The sequence below is a fragment of the Variovorax sp. Varisp53 genome, from assembly GCF_059491555.1.
This window is the reverse complement of record NZ_CP168512.1, coordinates 856,534-872,864: the sequence shown is the minus strand read 5'-3', so window position 1 is coordinate 872,864 and position 16,331 is coordinate 856,534. Positions and strand designations below refer to the sequence as shown.

12 protein-coding genes are annotated in these 16,331 nt (G+C 68.1%); 9 read left to right on the top strand and 3 right to left on the bottom strand.

Features of this window, described 5'->3' with window-relative positions; translation table 11 throughout:
* Positions 1–35 precede the first annotated feature (35 nt).
* Together ACEOAB_RS03895 and ACEOAB_RS03890 are read right to left on the bottom strand one after the other, a co-directional pair.
* On the bottom strand, positions 36–3,194 hold the full coding sequence (locus ACEOAB_RS03895; RefSeq protein ID WP_413751074.1) for an efflux RND transporter permease subunit: 3,159 nt from the start codon (positions 3,192–3,194) through the stop codon (positions 36–38).
* The gene (locus ACEOAB_RS03890) at positions 3,191–4,357 is read right to left on the bottom strand and encodes an efflux RND transporter periplasmic adaptor subunit (protein ID WP_056597384.1); all 1,167 of its coding nucleotides are present in this window, start codon (positions 4,355–4,357) and stop codon (positions 3,191–3,193) included. Before ACEOAB_RS03890 ends, ACEOAB_RS03895 begins: the two co-directional genes overlap by 4 nt.
* Positions 4,358–4,611: 254 nt before the next feature.
* Here ACEOAB_RS03890 and ACEOAB_RS03885 point away from each other — a divergent pair, with 254 nt between their 5' ends.
* The 9 genes from ACEOAB_RS03885 to ACEOAB_RS03845 all read left to right on the top strand — a co-directional run bounded on the left by ACEOAB_RS03885 (position 4,612) and on the right by ACEOAB_RS03845 (position 14,791).
* Positions 4,612–5,070 (top strand): hypothetical protein, encoded by a 459-nt coding sequence (locus tag ACEOAB_RS03885; RefSeq protein ID WP_007831453.1) that lies wholly within the window; start codon positions 4,612–4,614, stop codon positions 5,068–5,070.
* 81 nt (positions 5,071–5,151) lie between these two features.
* Positions 5,152–6,501, top strand: coding sequence for a tRNA (N6-isopentenyl adenosine(37)-C2)-methylthiotransferase MiaB (gene miaB / locus ACEOAB_RS03880; RefSeq protein WP_413751033.1), 1,350 nt, complete (start codon positions 5,152–5,154; stop codon positions 6,499–6,501).
* On the top strand, positions 6,501–7,928 hold the full coding sequence (locus ACEOAB_RS03875; protein WP_056597388.1) for a sensor histidine kinase: 1,428 nt from the start codon (positions 6,501–6,503) through the stop codon (positions 7,926–7,928). The genes miaB and ACEOAB_RS03875 overlap by 1 nt, the downstream gene beginning before the upstream one ends.
* 56 nt (positions 7,929–7,984) lie before the next feature.
* The gene (locus ACEOAB_RS03870; RefSeq protein ID WP_056597390.1) at positions 7,985–8,653 is read left to right on the top strand and encodes a hypothetical protein; all 669 of its coding nucleotides are present in this window, start codon (positions 7,985–7,987) and stop codon (positions 8,651–8,653) included.
* Entirely contained in the window at positions 8,650–10,038 is a 1,389-nt protein-coding gene (locus tag ACEOAB_RS03865; RefSeq protein WP_495653474.1) for a sigma 54-interacting transcriptional regulator, read from the top strand. The genes ACEOAB_RS03870 and ACEOAB_RS03865 overlap by 4 nt, the downstream gene beginning before the upstream one ends.
* Positions 10,039–10,231: 193 nt before the next feature.
* On the top strand, positions 10,232–10,435 hold the full coding sequence (locus ACEOAB_RS03860) for a hypothetical protein (protein ID WP_056509013.1): 204 nt from the start codon (positions 10,232–10,234) through the stop codon (positions 10,433–10,435).
* A 5-nt stretch (positions 10,436–10,440) separates the two neighbouring features.
* Positions 10,441–12,447 carry a glucans biosynthesis glucosyltransferase MdoH gene (gene mdoH / locus ACEOAB_RS03855; protein WP_413750672.1) on the top strand — a complete coding sequence of 669 codons (2,007 nt, stop codon included), beginning with the start codon at positions 10,441–10,443 and terminating at the stop codon, positions 12,445–12,447.
* Between the two features lie 272 nt (positions 12,448–12,719).
* Positions 12,720–13,655, top strand: coding sequence for an RNA ligase family protein (locus ACEOAB_RS03850; protein WP_413750671.1), 936 nt, complete (start codon positions 12,720–12,722; stop codon positions 13,653–13,655).
* A complete protein-coding gene (locus tag ACEOAB_RS03845) occupies positions 13,652–14,791 on the top strand; it encodes an AAA family ATPase (RefSeq protein WP_413750670.1) in 1,140 nt (379 codons plus the stop codon). Before ACEOAB_RS03850 ends, ACEOAB_RS03845 begins: the two co-directional genes overlap by 4 nt.
* Before the next feature lie 66 nt (positions 14,792–14,857).
* Here ACEOAB_RS03845 and ffh read toward each other — a convergent pair whose 3' ends face one another.
* A complete protein-coding gene (gene ffh / locus ACEOAB_RS03840) occupies positions 14,858–16,246 on the bottom strand; it encodes a signal recognition particle protein (RefSeq protein ID WP_413750823.1) in 1,389 nt (462 codons plus the stop codon).
* Between the last annotated feature and the right edge of the window lie 85 nt (positions 16,247–16,331).

Below are 16,331 nucleotides of genomic sequence, written 5' to 3'. Positions count from 1 at the left end.
GCGCGCCGCGCCCAGGCGCCGCGCCAGTGCGGCTGTCAGGCGTGCGATGCCGCGTGGCTGCCAGCCTCGGCCTGCGCCTCGTCCGGCAGATCCACCATCGGCCCCGTCCCGCTGTAGCGGTCCAGTGCCAGGTAGATCGCAGGCGTGATGTACAGCGTGATCACCTGCGAGAAGATCAGCCCGCCCACCACCGCCACGCCCAGCGGCTGGCGCAGCTCGGCGCCGGCGCCCAGGCCCAGCGCGAGCGGCAGCGCGCCCATCAGCGCGGCCAGCGTGGTCATCATGATCGGCCGGAAGCGCAGGCGGCAGGCCTCGCGGATCGCGTCCACCGGCTGCAGGCCCTCGGTGCGCTGCGCGTCGAGCGCGAAGTCGATCATCATGATCGCGTTCTTCTTCACGATGCCGATCAGCAGCAGGATGCCGATGGTCGCGATCAGCGTCAGGTCGAAGCCGAAGAGCTTCAGCGAGATCAGCGCGCCCACCGCCGCCGAAGGCAGCCCGGCGAGGATCGTGATCGGGTGGATGTAGCTCTCGTACAGCACGCCGAGCAGCACGTAGATGACGAGCACAGCCAGCACCAGCAGCACGGCCTGGCTGGACTGCGAGCTCTGGAACACCGCCGCATCGCCGCCGTAGGTGGTGATGATCGAGGGCGGCATCTTCAGCTCTTCCTTGAACCGGTCGATCTTCGCGGTCGCATTGCCCAGCGGCACGTCGGGCGCGAGGTTGAACGACACCGTCACCGCCTGCAGCTGGCCCTGGTGGTTGACCGCGGTCGGCCCCACTGTGCGCTTGACGGTCGAGAAGGCCGACAGCGGCACCAGCCTGCCCGTGGTGCTGCGCACCGACAGGCGCGAGACGTCTTCCTCGAACTGGCGGTCGTTGTCGGCCGCCGAAAGGATCACCTGGTAGGTGTTGCTCGTGCCGTAGATGCTGCCGATCTGGCGGTCGCCGTAGGCGTTGTAGAGCGCGGTGCGCAGGTCACCCACGGCCACGCCGAGCACGCCGGCCTTGTCGCGGTCGATGTCGAGCGTGGCCTGCAGGCCGCGGTTCTGCGAGTCGCTGGTCACGTCGCGGAAAGCCGGGTCGGCGCGCATGCGCTCCATGAGCCGGGTGGCCCACGGCACCATCTCGCCCGCATTCACGCTCTGCAGCGTGTACTGGAAGCGCGCCTTGCTCTGGCGTCCGCCCAGGCGTAGGTTCTGCACCGGCTGCATGTAGACGGCAATGCCGGGGATCTCGCGGAAGCGCTGGCGCAGCGATTCGAGCACCTTCGCCATCGGCGGGCGCTCGCTGCGCGGCTTGAGCACCGCGAACAGCCGGCCGGAGTTCTGCGTGGCCGTGGGACCGCCCACGCCGACGAAGGAGCTCACGTAGTTGACGCTCGCGTCGTCCTTGAGGGTGGCGGCCACGCGGTCCTGCAGCGTCTTCATGGCGCTGAATGAAATGTCCTCGGCGGCCTCGGTCGTGATCTGGATCTGGCCGATGTCCTCCTCGGGGAAGAAGCCCTTCGGGATGGTCGCGAACAGCCAGCCGGTGACGACGAAGGTCAGCCCCGCGATCGCCAGCATCACCTTGCGGTGCATCAGCGTCCAGCCGAGCGAGCGCATGTAGGTTGCGTGCACCGCGCGGTAGCCGCGCTCGAAGGCCCGGCCGATGGCCGTGCCCGGCTCGGGATGCTCTTCTTCGTGATCGAGCGCGCCTGCACGGCGCGGCACCTGCTTGAGCAGCCGGCTCGCGAGCATCGGCACCAGCGTGAGCGACACCACGGCCGACACCAGCACCGCCAGCGCCACCACCACCGCGAACTCGTGGAACAGCAGGCCGATTACGCCCGGCATGAAGAAGATCGGGATAAACACAGCCACCAGCGAGATCGAGATCGACACGATGGTGAAGCCCACCTCGCGCGCGCCGCGCAGCGCCGCCGCGAACGGGTCCATGCCCTTCTCCACGTAGCGCATGATGTTCTCGAGCACCACGATGGCGTCGTCCACCACCAGACCCACGGCCAGCGTGATGCCGAGCAGCGAGATGTTGTCCAGGCTGTAGCCGAAGGCATAGAGCAGCGCCACCGCGCCGATCAGCGAAATCGGAATGGTCACGGCCGGGATCAGCGTGGCCACCAGCCGGTGCAGGAACAGGAAGATCACCAGCACCACCAGCGCGATGGTGCCCAGCAGCGTGAGCTGCACGTCGTGCACGGCCTCGCGGATGGAGATGGAGCGGTCGTTCACCATCTGGATCTCGACCGACTGCGGCAGCTCCGCCTTGAAGCGCGGGATGAGTGCGCGCACCGCATCGACCACCTGCACGGTGTTGGCGTTGGGCTGGCGCTGCACGGCCAGCGAAATCGAGTCCTGCCCGTTGAAGCTGCTCGCGGTCTTCACCGACTCGAAGCTGTCCTCGATGGTGGCCACCTCGTCGAGCCGCACCGGCGCGCCGTTGTGCTGGCCGACGATCAGCTTGGCGAAGTCGGCCGCCTTCATGAGCTGGCGGTTGGCCTGGATGGTGAGCGTCTGGCGCGGGCCGTCGAGCACGCCGACCGGCGTGTTGGCGTTGGCCGAGTTCACGGCCTTGGCCAGTTCGTCGAGCGTGATGTTGCGCGCGTTGAGCAGGTCGGCATTGGCCTTGATGCGCACCGCGAAGGCCTTGCGGCCGTACACGCCCACCTGCGCCACGCCGTCGATGGTCGACAGCGTGGGCGAGATCAGGTTCTCGGCGTAGTCGTTGAGCTCCGACGGGTTCATCGACGGCGAGATCAGAGCGATGAACAGCACCGGCGCATCGGCCGGGTTGACCTTGCGGTACGAGGGCAGCTGCGTGAGCTCCTGCGGCAGCTGGCGCTGGGCGCGCAGCAGCGCGGCCTGCACGTCGACCGCGGCGGCGTCGATGTCGCGGCTGCTCACGAATTCGAGCGTGATCGAAGACACGCCCTGCGTGTTCACCGAGCTGATGGTCTGCAGGCCCGGGATGGTGGAGAACTGCTTTTCGAGCGGCAGCGCCACCGAACTCGCCATGGTGTCCGGGCTCGCGCCCGGCAACTGCGCATTGACGTTGATGACCGGCGTGTTGTAGCTGGGCAGCGCGGCGACGGGGATGCTGAAGTACGCGAAGATGCCGACGACCACGGCCGCCGCGGACAGCAGCACCGTCATCGCCGGACGGCGGATGCACAGTTCCGAGATGTTCATGCGCGTTCCCGCTGCGGCGGCTTGATGTCGGCGCCGTCGGAAGAAGCGGCGCTACCCGGCGTGACGCCGGTGGTGCCGTTGCCCGTTGCGCCGGGCGCACCCGGTGCCTTGGCGTCGACGCGGACCTTGCCACCCGGGCGCACGTTCTGGCTGCCCTCGATCACCACCTGCTCGCCCGGCTCCACGCCGCTCACCGCCACATTGGTGCCGAAGGTGTGCAGCGTCTTCACCTTGCGGCGCGTGGCGGTCTTGCTCGCATCGACCACATAGAGCGAAGTGCCGTCGGACAGCATCATCAGTGCCGCGGCCGGCACCACGGTGGCGCCGTTGAGCATGCGCACCGTGATGCGCGTGCCCACGAACTGGCCGGGCCACAGGCTCTGGTCGGCATTCGCGAACACGGCCTTGGCGCGCACCGTGCCGATCTGCGGGTCGACGGTGTTGTCGACGAAGTCGAGCGTGCCGCTCAGCGGCGCCTTGCCGCCGGTGACGACGGCCTCGACCTTGGCGTGCGAGCGCGCGGCTTCCAGCAGATCCTGCAGGTTGCCTTCGGGCACCGGGAAGCTCACGGCGATCGGGTCGAGCTGCGTGATGGTGACGAGCGACAGCGTCGGCTGCACCAGCGTGCCCGGGTAGATGTTGACGGCGCCGATGCGCCCGGCGATGGGCGCGCGCAGCGTCGCGTAGCCCAGCGCCACCTGCGCCGACTGCACGGCCGCGCGGTCGGCGGCCACGGCGGCGCGCTGAGCCTGGAGCTGCGAGAGCGTGGCGTCGGCCGCGCTCTTGGCGATGAAGTTCTGCGCCACGAGGTCCTGGCTGCGCTTGTACTGGCGCTCCAGGTCGACCATGGTGGCCTCGTCCTTCTGCTGCTGCGCGCGGGCGCGGGCGAGGTTGGCCTGGTCGTTGCGGTCGTCGAGCGTGAAGAGCAGCTGGCCGGCCTTGACGAACTGGCCTTCCTTCACATGCACCGCGCTCACCGTGTTCGTCACCTGCGGACGCAGGTCGACGCTGTTGAGAGACACCACGCTGCCATTGACCTGCACCGTCACCGGCACGTCCTGCTTCTGCGCGGTGGCCAGGGTCACGAGTGCGGGCGCGCCGCCGCTGTTGCTGTTCGCTGCCGGAGCCTTCGCGTCCTTGCCGGCAGACTTGTCCCCGGACATGCTCCACCACCCGCCCGCGACGGCTACGATCAACACGCCCGCAAGGGCGACGGCGACATTTTTCTTCATGGGTTCTTTGTGCACTTTGGGCTGACAGCGACTATTGGAGCAGCGGCCGACTCCCGGTGTTCGTGGCCCCCGTAAAGAAATGTAAAGCCAGTCAACCGAAAGCCCCACACTCCCTGCTGTGGCCGGCGCCGGGGAACCGCACCCCCTCGCTAAAATCGCCGCTCCACAGCCTCTGGATAAACCCCATGAACCGCTGCAAGACACCCACGAATGCTCTCACCTTCATAGCGCTTTGCACAGCAGCCATTGCTGCGGCAGGCCTTTTCCCGCTCACCGCCAGCGCCCAGGACGAAGTGCCCCGGCCGCAGACCCAGAACGAATCGCTCGTTGGCGGCCGCAATTTCCCCATCGGCACCCTGCGCGGCAAGTTCACGGTCCTCAACGCGCCCGACGTTGACCTCGACGGCCACGCCGATCGGCTGGGGGCCGGCGCGCGCATCCGGAGTCCGCAGAACATGCTGGTCATGCCCGGCGCCATCACCGGCCAGAAGTACCTGGTCAACTACACGCGCGATGCCGCCGGCCTGCTGCGCGAGGTCTGGATCCTCACGGCCGACGAAGCCTCGGCCCCACGCGAATCGCTGAACAAGCCGTTCCTGAACATCTGGCCGTTCACCTCGAACGACACCGTCAACACGCAGTAGGCAAAGACGGCGGCGCGGCCCATGCGCTGCGCGCTGCCCAGCCCTCCCCGCTGTTGTGGAGGGCATGAGAGAGAGCTCCCCATGAAAAAAGTATTCATCAAGACCTTCGGCTGCCAGATGAACGAGTACGACTCGGACAAGATGGCCGACGTGCTCAACGCAGCGCAGGGCTACGAGCCCACGCAGAACGTGGACGAGGCCGACCTCATCCTGTTCAACACCTGCTCGGTGCGCGAGAAGGCACAGGAAAAGGTGTTCTCCGACCTCGGCCGCGTGAAGCACCTGAAGGCCAGGGGCGTGAAGATCGGCGTGGGCGGCTGCGTGGCGAGCCAGGAGGGCGAGGCCATCATTGCGCGTGCGCCGTACGTCGACATCGTGTTCGGCCCGCAGACGCTGCACCGCCTGCCCGAGATGCTCAACGACCGCGAGCGCCTGAACCGCCCGCAGGTGGACATCAGCTTCCCCGAGATCGAGAAGTTCGACCACCTGCCGCCCGCACGCGTCGAGGGCGCGACGGCCTTCGTGTCGATCATGGAAGGCTGCTCCAAGTACTGCAGCTACTGCGTGGTGCCCTACACCCGCGGCGAGGAGGTGAACCGCCCGCTCGACGACGTGCTGGTCGAGATCGCCGGCCTGGCCGAGCAGGGCGTGCGCGAGATCACGCTGCTGGGCCAGAACGTGAACGCCTACCGCGGCAAGATGGGTGACACCGCGGAGATCGCCGACTTCGCGCTGCTGATCGAATACGTCGCCGAGATCCCCGGCATCGAGCGCATCCGCTACACCACCAGCCACCCGAACGAGTTCACCCCCCGGCTGATCGAGGCCTATGCCAAGGTGCCGCAGCTCGTGAGCCACCTGCACCTGCCGGTGCAGCACGGCAGCGACCGCATCCTGATGGCGATGAAGCGCGGCTACACCGCCATGGAATACAAGAGCACGGTGCGCAAGCTGCGCGCCATCCGCCCCGAGCTCGCCCTGAGCAGCGACTTCATCGTCGGCTTCCCCGGCGAGACGGACGACGACTTCAACAAGATGATGAAGCTGATCGACGACTGCCAGTTCGACGCCAGCTTCAGCTTCATCTTCAGCCCGCGCCCCGGCACGCCCGCCGCCGCGCTGCAGGACGACACGCCGTATGAAGTGAAGCTCGCTCGCCTGCACACGCTGCAGGCGGTGATCGACGTCAACGTGAAGCGCTTCGGCCAGGCGCTGGTCGGCACCACGCAGCGCGTGCTGGTGGAAGGCGCCTCGCGCAAGGACGCGAACGAACTCATGGGCCGCACCGCCTGCAACCGCGTCGTCAACTTCGAAGGCGACGCGCGCCTGGTCGGTCAGATGGCCGACCTTCGCATCACGCGCTCGCTGGCCTACACGCTGCGCGGCGAGGTCGTGACGAGCGAATCGTCGATGCCGGTGCTCGCCCACTGATGGCGAAGCGACCGTCCATCCGGGGCTCGTTCCAGCAGCTCCTGCTGTTTGCCTTCTTGCTGATCACCGCGCTGCTGGTCGGCGTGGCGCTGCGTTCGGTGCTGCAGTACGACGCGCTGATGACGCAGAGCCGCGACGCAGCCGCGCGCGCGCTGCGCCTGTCGGGCGCGGCCCAGTCGCTGGCCGAGCGCAGCGCGGCCATGGAGCGCGCCGGGCGCCAGTCGCTGGTGCTCAACGACGCAGTGCTGCGCCGCCGCTTCGACGACGCTGCGCGCGAAGCGCACCAGGTGCTCGAGCGCCTGGAGAACAACGGCCTGGCCCCCGCGGGCACCGAGATGTGGCGCGCCCAGCTCGGCGTGATCGAGGGCCTGATGAGCGGCAACGCCGACAGCGCCCTGGCCCGCGAAAGCACGATGGCGATGCAGTTCCGCGAACTCGACGCGCTCAACACCAACCTTGCGCAGCAGGCGCAGTTCCTCATCGAAACGCAGAACGACGCACTGGCCAGGCGCATCGAGAACGCGCGCCGCCGGCTGATGCGCGAAGTGGTGGCCGCCAGCGTGCTGGCCGTGTCGCTGGCGCTGGCCTTCGGCATCTGGCTGGCTCGGCCGTTCAAGCGGCTGGAGCATGCCATCGTCGGCCTCGGGCAGAACCGGCTCGACGAGCCCATCGACATCCGCGGCCCGGCCGACGTGCGGCGCGTGTCGCAGCAGCTCGAGTGGCTGCGGCTGCGCCTGACCGAGCTCGATGCCGACAAGGCGCGCTTCCTGCGCCACGTGTCGCACGAGCTGAAGACGCCGCTGGCCGCGCTGCGCGAGGGCGTCTCGCTGCTCGAAGACGGAGTGACCGGCCCGCTGAACCCGGCGCAGCTCGAGGTTGCGCAGATCCTGCAGCAGAACACCGTCTCGCTGCAGGGCCAGATCGAGGCGCTGCTGCGCTTCAACGCCGCGGCCTTCGAGGCGCGCGAACTGCGCCGCGAGCGCACCGAGCTGCTGCCGCTGATCGAAGAGCAGATCGAGGCCCAGCGCCTGCAGTGGCAGGCGCATGGCCTGCGCGTGCGGGCCGAGGGCGATCCCATCGCGATCACGGTCGACCGCACCAAGCTTGGCACCGCGATCGCCAACCTGCTCAGCAACGCCATTCGCTTTTCGGTAACGGGCGGTGTCATCACCCTGGCGGTATCGGGGACGCCCGAGGCGGTCCACATCGACGTGAACGACGCCGGGCCGGGCATCGCCGAGGGCGACCGCGACCGGATCTTCGAACCTTTCTTCCGCGGCGAACGCCAGCCCGAGCACACGGTGAAAGGCACGGGCATCGGACTTTCCATCGTGCAGGAGTACATTGCAGCCCACGGGGGCCGCATCACCCTGCAGCCGGGCGGGCCCGGTGCTCGCTTTCGCATCGAACTGCCGCGCACAGCCTGATCGCACCGGCTCCCCTCTCCATCACCGCCTCACCGCTTCGCGTCCTTCTTCGACCCATGTCTTTCTTGTTCGTCCGCAGTTCCACCTTCGCCGGGGCGATCACCGTGCCTTTCGTCCTGCTGCTGGCCGCCTGCGCCACGCAGCCCAAGCCGCCCGCGGAGGCCGAGGCGCTGCCGCCGCCTCCGGTCGTGCCGCGCGTGCTGCCGGTGGAGGCGGAGCCGAAGGCGCCGGCCACGCAGCCGGCCTCCTCGCTCTTCGCGTTGATAACGCAGGGGCCACAGGGGCCGCAGGCGGCCATGCTGTCGTACGCCGACAAGGTGCGCCCGCTGAACGGCGCCGACCTGAGCACGGAAATCTCGCGCATCGGCGACCCGGGCGATTCGCCCACCACGCAGATGCAGCTGGCGCTGCTGCTCTCGCAGACCCGCGTGCCGGCCGACCTGGCGCGTGCCCTGGGCCTGCTGCAGCGCGTGATCGCCAACCCCGCACCCGAGGCCCAGGCCCTGCACCCGCTGGCACGCGCCCTGGCCGCGCGCTACGTGGAGCAACGCCGCGTCGAGGACGACCGCGACAAGCAGGTGCAGCAGCTGCGCGACAGCCAGCGCCGCATCGACCAGCTGAACGACCGCATCGAAGCGCTGCGCGCCATCGAGCGCAGCTTTGCGCGGCCCAACACGGCGCCTGCAGCACCGGCGGCACCCAACGGAAGCAAACCCACCCCATGAGCACTACCGGCGCCCGCCTCCTCGTGGTCGACGACGACCCGGACATGCTGCGGATGCTCTCGATGCGACTGAGCTCGGCGGGCTACCAGGTCACTGCCGTCACCTCGGCCGAGACTGCGCTCACGCAGCTCGAGATCGAACACCCGCAGCTCGTGCTGAGCGACGTGCGCCTGCCCGGGCGCGACGGCCTCCAGCTGTTCGACGAGATCCGCAAGCGCCATCCCTCGCTGCCGGTGATCTTGCTCACCGCGCACGGCACCATCCCCGACGCGGTCGAGGCCACGGCGCGCGGCGTGTTCACCTACCTCACCAAGCCCTATGACGGCCGCGAACTGCTCGACAAGATCGCGCAGGCGCTGGCGCTCGGCGCGCCCGCGACCACGCCGAGCAAGGCCGGCGACGACAGCTGGCGCTCCGAGATCGTGAGCCGCAGCAACCGCATGGCCGAGCTGCTGGCCGAGGCGCGCATGGTCGCCAAGTCGGACGCTTCCGTGCTGCTGCGCGGCGACTCGGGCGCCGGCAAGGAAATGCTCGCGCGTGCCATCCACAAGGCCAGCGCGCGCGCCGACAAGCCCTTCGTGGCGGTCAACTGCGGCGCCATTCCCGAGGCGCTGCTCGAGTCGGAGCTGTTCGGCCACATGAAGGGCGCCTTCACCGACGCCCATGCCAACCACAAGGGCCTGTTCCAGCAGGCCGACGGCGGCACGCTGCTGCTCGACGAAATCGGGGACATGCCGCCCGCGCTGCAGGTCAAGCTGCTGCGCGTGCTGCAGGAGCGCGCGGTGCGGCCGCTGGGGGCGAGCCAGTCGATCCAGGTCGATGTGCGCATCGTCTCGGCCACCCATCGCGACCTCGACGCCGCGATGGAGGCCGGCCAGTTCCGCGAAGACCTGTACTACCGCCTCAACGTGGTGACGCTCACGCTGCCGCCGCTGTCGGCGCGGCGCGAAGACATTCCGCTGCTGGCCAACCACTTCCTGCAGCGCCTGTCGACCAAGTACGGCAAGCGGCTGTCGGGCTTCGCACCCGAGGCGCTGAAGGCGCTGACCACGGCCGCCTGGCCGGGCAACGTGCGCCAGCTGTTCAACGTGGTCGAGCAGGTCTGCGCACTGTCGAGTTCACCGCTGATTCCGTTGGCGCTGGTGCAGCGCGCGCTGCGCGTGCCGACGGTCGAAGTGCAGACCTATGCCGAGGCCAAGCAGCGTTTCGAGCGCGACTACCTCGTCGGCCTGCTGAAACTGACCGACGGCAACGTGGCCGATGCGGCCCGCCTGGCCGATCGCAACCGCACGGAGTTCTATCGGCTTCTGCAGAAGCACGAACTCACGCCGGGCCACTTCAAGGCCGACGCTGTCGCTCCTGGCGGGGACCCTGTCGCCGAGTAGCGACGCCCCTAAGTCGTTGATTTATATGGCCTATCCCTACCAGCCCAGGAGGCTTGTCGGGATTCGGCGACAAAAAGAGGGGTTTGGAGGCCTTCCGGCAGCCTCCTCCCGCGAAAAACACCTTCGGATCGACCCAAGTCGTTGATCTGAAAGCGTTTTTCCAGCCTGGCACAGGGTTTGCCCCTGTACTGGCATGACAGCACTAACCAGCCCATCTTTCGCACTGCGCCAGCAGCGCGACGGCCTGCGTCAAAAGCAGTTTTCCTCCTCGCGGCCCCGTGCCGCGGGCCATTCGCTCGCCGCGCTCGCAAGCGCTGGCGGCGCCGAGCCGGATTGCGTGATCAAGCGCTTTCCTGCCATTGGCGACACCCCTTCCCTCGACAAGCAACGTTGGTAAATCACATGAAGCCGAACGACTTCTCCCAACTGAACGTGCTGGCCGACACCGATTTTTCGCACCGCAGCGCGGTCCGCGAAGAACGCCATCCCAACTCGGTCACCGCCCCGCCGGTCAACCGCGGTTCGATGACGCCCCGACCCTGGCGCGGTTTCTGGAACAGCATCGGCACTGCCCTGCTGGTCAAGCTCGGTGCCGGCGGCAAGCGTCAAAGCGCCGGCCCGGCCGAAGCCCGCCAACCGTGGCAGCGTGCCGCAGCCCAGCGCCGCAACGCGTTCATGCTGCTCACCGTACTGAGCACCGTGATCGCCTCGACGCTGTTCGCCGGCGTGCAACCCGACTACAACAACGTCTGGCTCGAATACGGCCAGATCGGCCTGTACGGCCTGCTCTCGGGCTGGGTCGTGACCGGCTTCGTGACCGCGCTCATGGGCTTCTACGTCTCGGTGCGCGGTGACAAGCACGCGCTTTCGGCCAAGCAGGTCGTCAACCACCCGATGAACCCCGAGGCACGCACCGCGATCATCATGCCGATCTGCAACGAAGACGTTGCCACGGTGTTCGCCGGCCTGCGCGCCACCTGCGAATCGGTCGCCTCCACCGGCCACGCGAAGCAGTTCGACGTGTTCGTGCTGTCCGATAGCTACAACCCCGAGACCGCCGCCGCCGAGCGCGCCGCGTGGGAAGACCTTCGCGCCGCGCTGGCCGAGAGCCCCAACCAGCCGCAGGTCGAGGTGTACTACCGCCTGCGCACCCGCCGCACGCACCGCAAGGCCGGCAACGTGGCCGACTTCTGCCGCCGCTGGGGCAAGGACTACCGCTACATGGTCGTGCTCGACGCCGACTCGGTGATGAGCGGCGACTGCCTGACCTCGATGGTCAAGCTGATGGAAGCCAACCCCACCGCCGGCATCATCCAGACCGCGACGCAGGCCATCGGCCACGTCACGCTGCATGCCCGCGCACAGCAATTCGCTTCCCGCGTGACGGGCCGCCTGTTCACGCTGGGCATGCAGTTCTGGCAACTGGGCGAATCGCACTACTGGGGCCACAACGCGATCATCCGCGTCGAACCCTTCATGAAGCACTGCGCGCTGGCCCCGATCAAGGGCACCGGCGGCATGTCGGGCGGCATCATGTCGCACGACTTCGTCGAAGCCGCGCTGATGCGCCGTGCCGGCTACAACGTGTGGCTCGTGTCCGACCTCGTCGGCAGCTACGAGCAGCAACCGCCGGACCTGCTGGCCGAGCTGCAGCGCGACCGCCGCTGGTGCCAGGGCAACCTGCAGAACGCCCGCCTGATGGCCGAGCCCGGCATCCACCCGGTGCACCGCGCGATGTTCGTGACCGGCACCATGGCCTATGTCTCCGCCCCGCTGTGGCTGGCCTTCCTGACGCTGGGCACCGCCCTGTGGCTCAGCGGCTCGAGCCTCGTGTCGAGCTGGAGCGTGCTGCCCGCCGAACTGGCCGGCCTGTGGGTCTGGACCCTCTGCCTGCTGTTCCTGCCGCGCGTGCTGGGCATCGCTGCCGTGCTGATGCGCGGCGAGCAACGCCAGTACGGCGGTGTGTGGGGCCTGGTGAAGAGCTCGGTGCTCGAAGCCGGCCTGGCCATCGTGCAGGCCCCGGTCCGCATGCTGGCCCACTCGCTGTTCGTGCTGGTCGCCCTCACCGGCATCAAGCTCGACTGGAAGTCGCCCCCGCGTGAAGCCGCCGCCGTGCCGTGGAAGGTCGCTGCCTCGCAGCTGGCCCCCATGACGCTGGTGATCGCCATGCTGGCCGTCGGCGTCGCGATGATCGACCCGAGCGCGCTGATCTGGCTCATGCCCGTCGGCCTGCCGCTGCTGCTGGCGATCCCGCTGACCGTGCTGACCAGCCAGATCGCACTGGGCACCACGCTGCGCGACCGCGGCTTCCTGCTGATTCCAGAAGAATCGCGCTCGCCGGCCGTGCTGCGCCGTGCGTGGATGCATGCGGTTCGCCTCGCGCGGCCTGCTGCACTGGCAACCGCCTGATGCGCTGAAGACACAGCATCTCGAAAAGCCGGCCCCTTGGGGTCGGCTTTTTTCATGGGCATGACTAGAATCGCCCACTCTTTTTCTTTCAACCCACGGATCGTTCGATCCCCTGGAGCGCCAAGTGCCCCGATTCGCCGTCATCACCCTCTGACGCCGACAACACCGCTTCGATGCTGGTCATGTCGGGCGCCTAGCTGCGTTCCCCGCTGACCAGACACGGCCTCCCGGCCATCGAAGTCGACACTCTTTTCCAGCTTCGCTCCCGCACGTTGTCGGTTCTTCCTGATTTCCATCTGAAGAACGACGTGTTCCCCCCTTCTTCTCTCTCATCGATCCCGCTGCTCAAGTACCCGCGTACTGCGCACCTGGAAGGCTCGCGGCTGCAGGCAGGCGACACCGACGACGGCCAGACGCCGCTGTCTGCGCTGCACGGCCAGCATGTGGTCATCGAGGAAAAACTCGATGGCGCGAATGCCGCCGTGTCGTTCACCCCGGCCGGCGAATTGCTGCTGCAATCGCGCGGCCACTACCTGGCTGGCGGCGCGGGCGAGCGGCAGTTCAACCTGTTCAAGCACTGGGCCGCGGCGCACGAGGCCGCGCTGCTCGAACGGCTCGAAGACCGCTACCTGATGTATGGCGAGTGGTGCTTTGCGAAGCACAGCTGCTGGTACGACAGGCTGCCTGCGTTCTTCCTGGAATTCGACCTCTACGATCGCCAGGCGGCGCGCTTTCTCTCGACGCCCGCCCGGCATGCGCTGCTGGCCGGAAGCCCCGTGCTGTCCGTCCCGGTGCTTTACGAGGGCGAGATGCCGCGGCATGCGAAGGCAATGCGCTCGCTCGTGCAGCCTTCGCTCGCTCGCAGCGCCGACTGGAAGGCCGCCTTCGAGCAGGCCGTCGCGCAGGAAGGCCAGCCGCTCGATCTCGTGCGGCAGCAAACCGATCCGTCCGACCTGGCCGAGGGCCTGTACCTCAAGACCGAATCGGACGGCCAGGTGACTGGCCGATACAAGTGGGTGCGACCCGACTTCGTGCAGACCATCCTCGACTCCGGCTCGCACCACAGCCGGCGGCCGGTGCTGCCCAACCAGCTCGCGCCGGGCGCGGACCTCTATGCGCCGACGCCGCCGGTGAGCTGGCACGACCTGGGGCTGCGCACCCTGCGCGACCTCGCCGATCTGGCAACGACGACAAGGAGGCCGCGATGAACTACAACGATCTGCGTGCCCTGGTCCCCCTGCCCGCGCAAGACTGCGACTGGGCCCGGTGCTGCGAGCTGCTGCCGGCCCTGCTGCGCCTCGAGGAGACGCCGCAAGACCCGTACTACCACGCCGAAGGCAACGTCGGCATCCACACGCGCATGGTGCTCGACGCGCTGATGCAGGACGCGCACTACCGGCGCGCCGATGCCGACGGCCGCTTCGTGCTGTTCATGGCCTGCCTGCTGCATGACATCGCCAAGCCCGACACCACGGTGATCGACGAGGCCAGTGGACGCATCGGCCAGCCGGGCCACTCTCGCCGCGGTGCGGTCGACGTGCGCGTGCTGATGTGGAAGGGCCGCGTGCCCTTCGCGCTGCGCGAAGCCGTCTGCCGGATCATCGCGGTGCACCAGGTACCGTTCCACGCCTTCGCCTCGCGCAAGGGCGTTCGCCCGGAATGGCTGGTGCACAAGCTCTCCTGGGAGCTGAGCCTGCCCGACCTGTGCTGCGTGGCGCGCTGCGACATGCTGGGGCGCCACTACGAAAAGCGCACCGACAGCATGGCCGACATCGCACTGTTCGAAGAACTCGCGCAGGAAGAAGGCTGTTGGAGCGGCCCGCGGCCGATGGCCGATGCGCACACGCGCCTGGCCTACTTCCGCGGCGCCGACACCAGCCCCGACTATCCGCTGTTCCAGCAGCCGGGCGCGCAGGTCACGGTGATGTGCGGCCTGCCCGCGAGCGGCAAGAACCACTGGGTGGCGCACCACCGCAAGGGCTGGCCGGTCGTGTCCTTCGACGATGCGCGCGCCGAACTGGGCCTCAAGCACGGCGAGAACGATGGGCTCGCCGCGCACCACGCGGTCGACCAGGCGAAGGCGCTGCTGCGCAAGAACGAGGGCTTCGTCTGGAACGCCACGCACCTGAGCCAGCAGATGCGCACCAAGACGCTGGACCTGCTCTGGGCGTACCACGCGCAGATCGAGCTGGTGTACCTGGAGGTGCCGCACGCCGAGTTGATGCGCCGCAACCGCGAGCGCGACACGACGCTGTCGAACGCGGGCATCGAGCGGATGCTGCACCGCTGGGAACTGCCCGCGCCGGTCGAGGCGCACGCGACGGTCTACGACGTGCAGACCTGAAAACGACGAAGCCCCCCGGGGCCTCCCCGGCGCGCTTCTGTCTATCTCTATATATATGTGTGCGGCTCAGAACGGCAGCTTCGGGCCACCAGGGCCGCCCATCCCGCCCATGCCCTTCATGCCGCCCATCTTCTTCATCATCTTCATGAGGCCGCCGCCCTTCATCTTCTTCATCATCCCCTGCATCTGCTCGAACTCGTTGAGCAGGCGGTTCACCTCCTGAACCTGCACGCCGGCACCAGCCGCGATGCGGCGCTTGCGCGTGGCCTTCAGCAGCTCGGGCTTGCGGCGCTCCAGCGGGGTCATGCTCTGGATGATCCCTTCCTTGCGGCGGATGTCGCGCTCGGCGCGCGTCATGTCGGCCTCGGTCGCCTTGGCGGCCATTTGCGTGGGCAGCTTGTCCATCAGGCTGGAGAGCCCGCCCATCTGCTTCATCTGCTGCAGCTGGCCCAGGAAGTCGTTCAGGTCGAAGCCCGCGCCGCTCTTGACCTTGGCCGCGAGCTTCTGCGCCGCCGCCACGTCGACGCCGGCCGTGACCTGCTCGACCAGCGCGACGATGTCGCCCATGCCCAGGATGCGACCCGCATGGCGCTCGGCATCGAATACCTCGAGGCCGTCGATCTTCTCGCTGGTGCCGGCGAACTTGATCGGCACGCCCGTGACCTGCCGCACCGACAGCGCCGCACCGCCGCGCGAATCGCCGTCGGTCTTGGTCAGGATGATGCCGGTGAGCGGCAGCGCTTCCTTGAAGGCCTTGGCGGTGTTGATCGCGTCCTGGCCCTGCATCGCATCGACCACGAACAGGGTCTCGACCGGATCGACCGCCGCGTGCAGCTGTTTGATCTCGGTCATCAGCGCTTCGTCGATCGCAAGGCGGCCGGCGGTGTCGACCAGCAGCACGTCGAAATAGTGGCGCTTGGCGTGGTCGAGCGCGGCGCGCGCGATGTCGAGCGGCTTCTGGTCGGGCGTGCTCGGGAACCATTCGGCGCCAGCCTGCCTGGTGACGGTCTTGAGCTGCTCGATGGCGGCGGGGCGGTACACGTCGCCCGACACCGTGAGCACCTTCTTCTTGCGCTTCTCGATCAGGTGCTTGGCCAGCTTGGCGGTGGTGGTGGTCTTGCCGGCGCCCTGCAGGCCGGCCATGAGGATCACGGCCGGCGGCTGGGCCGCGAGGTTGATGTCGGACACGCCCTCGCCCATGGTGGCGGCGAGTTCGCGGTTGACGATGCCGACCAGCGCCTGGCCCGGCTTGAGCGAGCCCAACACTTCCTGGCCGAGCGCCTTGTCCTTCACGCGCGCAACGAAGTCGCGCACCACGGGCAACGCCACGTCGGCCTCCAGCAGCGCCATGCGCACTTCGCGCAGCATGTCCTGCACGTTGCTTTCGGTGATGCGGGCCTGGCCGCTCATCGTCTTGACGAGGCGGGAGAACTTTTCTGTGAGGGCGGTGGCCATGAGGGGGATGCCTTGCTGCCCGCTATGGCGCGGGCCGGATGAGAAGCCTGGGAGAGGGGAAAGAACTTGAAGCCGGGCGCCGGGA

What these genes read in the sequence shown, in the direction of transcription:
- ACEOAB_RS03895 (WP_413751074.1), bottom strand. Translation starts at nt 3,194, where the DNA reads ATGAACATCTCGGAACTGTGCATCCGCCGTCCGGCGATGACGGTGCTG.
- ACEOAB_RS03890 (WP_056597384.1), bottom strand. Translation starts at nt 4,357, where the DNA reads ATGTCCGGGGACAAGTCTGCCGGCAAGGACGCGAAGGCTCCGGCAGCG.
- ACEOAB_RS03885 (WP_007831453.1), top strand. Translation starts at nt 4,612, where the DNA reads ATGAACCGCTGCAAGACACCCACGAATGCTCTCACCTTCATAGCGCTT.
- miaB (WP_413751033.1), top strand. Translation starts at nt 5,152, where the DNA reads ATGAAAAAAGTATTCATCAAGACCTTCGGCTGCCAGATGAACGAGTAC.
- ACEOAB_RS03875 (WP_056597388.1), top strand. Translation starts at nt 6,501, where the DNA reads ATGGCGAAGCGACCGTCCATCCGGGGCTCGTTCCAGCAGCTCCTGCTG.
- ACEOAB_RS03870 (WP_056597390.1), top strand. Translation starts at nt 7,985, where the DNA reads ATGTCTTTCTTGTTCGTCCGCAGTTCCACCTTCGCCGGGGCGATCACC.
- ACEOAB_RS03865 (WP_495653474.1), top strand. Translation starts at nt 8,650, where the DNA reads ATGAGCACTACCGGCGCCCGCCTCCTCGTGGTCGACGACGACCCGGAC.
- ACEOAB_RS03860 (WP_056509013.1), top strand. Translation starts at nt 10,232, where the DNA reads ATGACAGCACTAACCAGCCCATCTTTCGCACTGCGCCAGCAGCGCGAC.
- mdoH (WP_413750672.1), top strand. Translation starts at nt 10,441, where the DNA reads ATGAAGCCGAACGACTTCTCCCAACTGAACGTGCTGGCCGACACCGAT.
- ACEOAB_RS03845 (WP_413750670.1), top strand. Translation starts at nt 13,652, where the DNA reads ATGAACTACAACGATCTGCGTGCCCTGGTCCCCCTGCCCGCGCAAGAC.
- ffh (WP_413750823.1), bottom strand. Translation starts at nt 16,246, where the DNA reads ATGGCCACCGCCCTCACAGAAAAGTTCTCCCGCCTCGTCAAGACGATG.